Here is a 5493-nt window from a genome sequence, read left to right on the forward strand (position 1 = left end):
AGCCGACACGCGCAAGCAGTGATTCGGTTTTTTGTGTTGTTCAATTATTGTATCTTAGATCAAATGGACAACTACTAGTTTCTCCGGATCATTCATTCCGAATAGCTGATTTGAATGCCGGAAACTATATATCAATGATTGAATCGGGATTACAGGCAGGCTGTAAATTGAAAAATGCCTGTCAGCCGACAAGAAATAAAACATGCGTCCGGAGCTCCGGATAAATCATCACATTCAAAAGAATTATCATGAAAACAATTGGAAAAATATCATTCGTACTTTCACTTGCACTGATTTCGCTTACAAGCTGTAATGCTCAAATCAAGAATGAAAAAACGCAAACCCTGAAAATCTACGGGAACTGCGACATGTGCAAAACAAACATTGAAACTGCCGGAAATAAAAACAAGATCGCCAAAGTAGATTGGAATCAGACCACTAAAATGGCTGTGATCAAATACGACAGCGTGAAAACCAGTTCCGACGAAATTTTAAAACGCATTGCCCTTGCCGGATACGATAGCGAGAAGTTCTTCGCTCCTGCCGATGCTTACAACAAATTGGCGGCATGTTGCCAGTATACAAGACCGAAAACAGCCAATGCGAAAGTCGAATCCACAGATAAATCCCCGGAAACGAACGTTTCAAAACAGGAAACCAATCAACTGGAAGCGGTTTTCAACAGCTATTTTGCCGTTAAAGATGCCTTGGTGAAAACGGACGGAAGTTCAGCTTCTCTGCAGGCAAAAAACCTGCTTGCTGCGCTGAAAGCTGTAAAAATGGATCAGTTGAGCCCGGAAGAACATGCCGTATGGATGAAAGTCATGAAAGATCTGACAACCGATACAGAGCATATTTTGGGAACAAAAGATCCTGCACATCAACGGGAGCATTTCGCATCATTGTCCGCGAATATGTATGAACTGATCAAGGTTTCCAAGCCGGCAACTCCCGTTTACTTCCAACATTGCCCGATGTACAACGACGGAAAAGGCGCCGATTGGTTGAGCAAAGAAAGTGCGATCAAAAATCCGTATTACGGTGCACAAATGATGAACTGTGGAAAAACAGTCGAAACCATCAAGTAAAAGCACTTTTTAGCAGCATACTTATCAATTTATTCGTGAAGTCTGAGGATTCAACTCAGGCTTCACGTTATTCTCATTGAATGCATAAAACAAAGATTCATGAAGTTGAAGGACAATTTTAAAACACTTATATTCCTCCTCACGCTCATCCTGATTTCCATCAACCAGGCACTTTTTGCGCAACGCGTTGTTCGCTATGATTTACATGTGCGCGACACGCTGGTAAATTTCTCCGGTAAGCAAAAACGGGCCATTGCGGTAAACGGACAGATTCCAATGCCTACACTCACTTTTACCGAAGGAGATACGGCTGAAATTTACGTTTACAATGAACTGAATGAGGAAACTTCGCTGCATTGGCACGGCTTGTTTCTTCCAAACCGGGAAGACGGGGTTCCAAACCTCACACAAATGCCTATTAAGCCGCACAGTACGTATGTGTATCGCTTTCCATTGATTCAGCACGGAACACATTGGTATCACAGTCACACCGAATTACAGGAACAAATCGGGATGTATGGAAGTTTCATCATCAACAAAAGAACCGACGATCCGACTTTCCGGAAAGGTATTGACGATTTGCCCGCAATTCCGGTTATTCTCAGCGAATGGACGGATTACAAACCGGAAAATGTGCACCGGATGCTGCACAATGCTTCCGATTGGTTTGCCATTAAGAAAAACACCACACAAAGTTATTTCGAAGCCATCAAATTGGGTTATTTTAAAACGAAAGTGACCAATGAATGGAAACGGATGCTGGCGATGGATGTGAGCGATGTGTATTACGATAAATTCCTCATTAACGGGCACAATGAAAGCCAGCTATCGCAATTCAAAGGCGGAGACAAAGTCAGGCTGCGCGTTTCAAACGGAGGAGCTTCCAGCTATTTCTGGCTGACGTATGCCGGAGGAAAAATCACGGTCGTTGCCAATGACGGAAACGATGTGGAACCTATCGAAGTAGATCGTTTGATCATTGCCGTTTCAGAAACCTATGACATCGTTGTCACCATTCCGGAAGACAATACTTCCTTCGAGTTCTTAGCAACGGCCGAAGACCGGACAAAATCCACATCGCTTTACATCGGATCAGGAGTGAAACAATTGGCTTCTCCCCTGCCCAAACTCAAGTATTTCGACGGGATGAAAATGATGAACGGCATGATGAAGATGAATGGAAACCTGGACGACATGGGCATGCAGATGAGTTTGAATCAGATGGATATGAATGTGGTGATGTATCCAGAAATCACGGGAGAAATCAAGAAAAAGAAAAAAGGTTCCAACCCAAAAACGGAAAACGACACCGTTTCTCACAAACACAATCCATACGACTCGAATGCCTTGTCGGACATTGTGACCCTGAATTATTCCATGTTGAAATCTCCGGTTAAAACAAATCTTCCGAAAGATGCTCCGGTCAAAGAACTTCGATTTGAACTCACCGGAAACATGAACCGTTATGTTTGGAGCATGGACAACAAGGTTATTTCCGAAACCGACCGGATTTTGATCAAAAAAGGGGAAAATATACGCATCATTCTCTACAACGGTTCCATGATGCGGCACCCGATGCATTTACACGGTCACGATTTCAGGTTGCTAAACGGACAGGGAGATTATGCTCCTTTAAAAAACGTGGTCGATATCATGCCCATGGAAACAGATACCCTGGAATTCAACGCCAATGTGGAAGGTGATTGGTTTTTCCATTGTCATATTTTGTATCACATGATGAGCGGGATGGGACGCATTTTCACCTATGAAAATCAGGCCCCGAATCCGCTGATTACCAACCCGAAATTAGCTCAGCGAAAACTTTTCGCCGACGACCGGATGCCTCACTTTATGGCTGAAAACGATTTCGCAACCAACGGAAATGACGGAATGGCGATGATTCAGAATACACGCTGGAGTATCGGAACGGAATGGCGTTTGGGTTACAACAACATGCATGGTTACGAAACGGAAACGCACGTGGGAAGATACATCGGGAAAATGCAGTGGTTTATGCCTTTTGTGGGCTTTGACTGGCGTTACCGGAAAATGGGAATTGATGAACACGAACAGAATATCTTCGGACAGAAGAACTCAAAAGACAACCGGTCGCTTGTTAGCCTCGGTTTCAATTTTACCTTGCCGATGCTCATCATTTTTCAGGCGGAAGTTTACCACGACGGAAACGTGCGGCTTCAGTTAATGCGGGAAGATATCCCGATTTCAAAGCGTTTGAGAGCAGGATTTATGGTCAATACGGATTTGGAATACATGGTTGATTTGCGTTATATCCTGACTAAATATATGGGAATCCGTGCGCATTACGACAGTGATATGGGACTTGGATTCGGGCTTTCTTTGAATTATTGAGGATGTATTATCCGGTAATTTAGATCGTGTTTTTTAGCCCACTGATTCCGCGGATGAATCATTTCAAAACCCTTTGCAAGGATTAAGCTGCAAAGGGTTTTGAAATAAATTGATTTCTCTTACATATTCTGATGATACTCCTTATCGATCTGATCTCTTAATTCAGGATGTCTTTTCACGTATGCCGCTACAAAAGGACAATAAACCATCACCAGTTTCTTTTTCTCTTTTGCATACTCGAAAGCTTTTGCAGCCAATGCCGAAGCAATTCCTTTTCCTTTCATCGTTTCAGGAACAACGGTATGCATCATGGCTATATTTTTCTTGTAAAACCGATACTCCAATCGTGCCACTTCTCCGTTTTCGGAATACTCGAACTGCATTTTTTCTTCGTTATTCCGGATCTCTATTTGCTTTTCCATCAGTCTTCCAAATATCCGAATTTCCCCATGTTATAATCTTCAATCGCCTGAATGATTTCCTGCTTGGAATTCATGACGAATGGTCCGTGCGAAACGACCGGCTCGTTGATCGGCTCCCCGCTCAAAATCAGTACAACCGCATTTTCCGCTGCTTCAATTGTGAATGCTGTTCCGTTGTTTTCAAACAAGGCCAAATGGTCTGTCGAAACGATTTCTTTCCCATTTACTCTGATGCTTCCTTCGATTACCAGCAAGGCTGTATTGTAATTTTCAGGAAATTCAAAACCGGCTTTTCCTCCTTTGTTCAATCGGGCGTTCAATAAGTGAAGCGGTGAAAAAGTGCTCGCACTTCCCTTCATTCCCTGGTAATCTCCGGCAATTACTTCAACAATCCCGTTCTTATCCGGCAACGTGTATTTGGCCATTTGCGCATTCGTAATACTCTGATATTTCGGTTTCGACATTTTGTCTTTCGCCGGCAGGTTTACCCACAATTGCACCATTTGAAAATCACCTCCTGCTTTACTGAAGTTTTCTTCGTGGTATTCTTTATGTAAAATGCCTGATGCCGCCGTCATCCATTGAACATCACCTTCAGCAATGACACCACCTCCACCGCTGCTGTCGTGGTGTGCTACTTTTCCTTTGTATGCAATCGTAACGGTTTCAAAACCACGATGCGGATGCACTCCCACACCTCTTTGCTGATTTGAAGGAGGAAAATAAAATTTGGAATTGTAATCCATCAAAATGAAAGGATCCATCCGTTTCATATCCAAATTACGGGAACCCGGAATGAAATTATGTACCCGGAATCCGTCACCTACATAATGCGGAGCTCCCGGTGAAACAACGACTTCTATATTTCTTGTAATCATCTTGCTTTGTTTTAAAATGTATACTACAAAATTAGAGTCATCGGTTCGCTTCTACATTGATGTATGGTAAGAAATCAAAGCGGTTTGAAATTCCTTTTTGCCAGTTCTTTCCGAACCCGGCTCAGGCTTTCCGGGGTAATTCCCAGATAAGAAGCAATCATCCATTGCGGCACGCGAAGTGTCAGATCCGGGTAAAGCCGGATAAATTCCAGGTATCTCTTTTCGGCACTTGATCCGATCAGCAGATTGATTCTGTTTTGTAATTGCCGGATGTGATTTTGCAACAGGTATTCATTGTACATTCTGAATTCGGGGCTGATTTCTGAAGCCGTTTCAACAAAATGCTGGTCGAAAAGTATCACGGTGCTATCTTCTATTGCATCCATGTAATACGTAGAAGGTTGTCTGAAATAAATACTTTCACGGTCACCTATGAACCAGTTTTCGGGAGCAAACTGTACGATGTGCTCCTTTCCGTCTTGACCTATTGAATAGAGCCGGACAAGTCCCTTTTCAACGAAAAGAGCGCGTTCACAAATTTGTCCGGGGGAAAGCAAAAACGCATCTTTTTTGAATTCTTTTACCGAAACCAACTCTGTGAGCTGCGCCAGGTGTTCTGCTTTTACCAGCGCTTTGTTTTGAAGGTAATTGTAAAAATTTTGTTTCATATCTTCCTTCTAAGATACGAGAAAATGAACGTTTTATCTCATTGGTATCGGGAAGAAAAAAATAAAT

Annotated in this window: 5 protein-coding genes; 2 read left to right on the forward strand and 3 right to left on the reverse strand. The window is 42.8% G+C overall.

Features of this window, described 5'->3' with window-relative positions; translation table 11 throughout:
* The first annotated feature begins 248 nt into the window (after nt 1–248).
* Nucleotides 249–1088, forward strand: a complete 840-nt coding sequence (locus Q1V93_RS11590) for a DUF3347 domain-containing protein (protein WP_300664855.1) — start codon at nt 249–251, stop codon at nt 1086–1088.
* Nucleotides 1089–1187: 99 nt separating this feature from the next.
* Complete coding sequence (locus Q1V93_RS11595) at nt 1188–3458, forward strand: multicopper oxidase domain-containing protein (protein WP_300664857.1); 2271 nt, start codon at nt 1188–1190, stop codon at nt 3456–3458.
* 119 nt (nt 3459–3577) lie between these two features.
* Here Q1V93_RS11595 and Q1V93_RS11600 read toward each other — a convergent pair whose 3' ends face one another.
* The 3 genes from Q1V93_RS11600 to Q1V93_RS11610 all read right to left on the reverse strand — a co-directional run bounded on the left by Q1V93_RS11600 (nt 3578) and on the right by Q1V93_RS11610 (nt 5426).
* Nucleotides 3578–3880 (reverse strand): GNAT family N-acetyltransferase, encoded by a 303-nt coding sequence (locus tag Q1V93_RS11600; RefSeq protein ID WP_300664859.1) that lies wholly within the window; start codon nt 3878–3880, stop codon nt 3578–3580.
* Complete coding sequence (locus tag Q1V93_RS11605; RefSeq protein WP_300664861.1) at nt 3880–4758, reverse strand: pirin family protein; 879 nt, start codon at nt 4756–4758, stop codon at nt 3880–3882. Before Q1V93_RS11605 ends, Q1V93_RS11600 begins: the two co-directional genes overlap by 1 nt.
* A 74-nt stretch (nt 4759–4832) precedes the next feature.
* The gene (locus Q1V93_RS11610; protein WP_300664863.1) at nt 4833–5426 is read right to left on the reverse strand and encodes a Crp/Fnr family transcriptional regulator; all 594 of its coding nucleotides are present in this window, start codon (nt 5424–5426) and stop codon (nt 4833–4835) included.
* Between the last annotated feature and the right edge of the window lie 67 nt (nt 5427–5493).

It is taken from the genome of Fluviicola sp., from assembly GCF_030151805.1.
Taxonomy (GTDB): domain Bacteria; phylum Bacteroidota; class Bacteroidia; order Flavobacteriales_D; family Crocinitomicaceae; genus Fluviicola.

Coding starts and splice junctions, on each gene's coding strand:
- Q1V93_RS11590 (WP_300664855.1), top strand. CDS start 249: ATGAAAACAATTGGAAAAATATCATTCGTACTTTCACTTGCACTGATT.
- Q1V93_RS11595 (WP_300664857.1), top strand. CDS start 1,188: ATGAAGTTGAAGGACAATTTTAAAACACTTATATTCCTCCTCACGCTC.
- Q1V93_RS11600 (WP_300664859.1), bottom strand. CDS start 3,880: ATGGAAAAGCAAATAGAGATCCGGAATAACGAAGAAAAAATGCAGTTC.
- Q1V93_RS11605 (WP_300664861.1), bottom strand. CDS start 4,758: ATGATTACAAGAAATATAGAAGTCGTTGTTTCACCGGGAGCTCCGCAT.
- Q1V93_RS11610 (WP_300664863.1), bottom strand. CDS start 5,426: ATGAAACAAAATTTTTACAATTACCTTCAAAACAAAGCGCTGGTAAAA.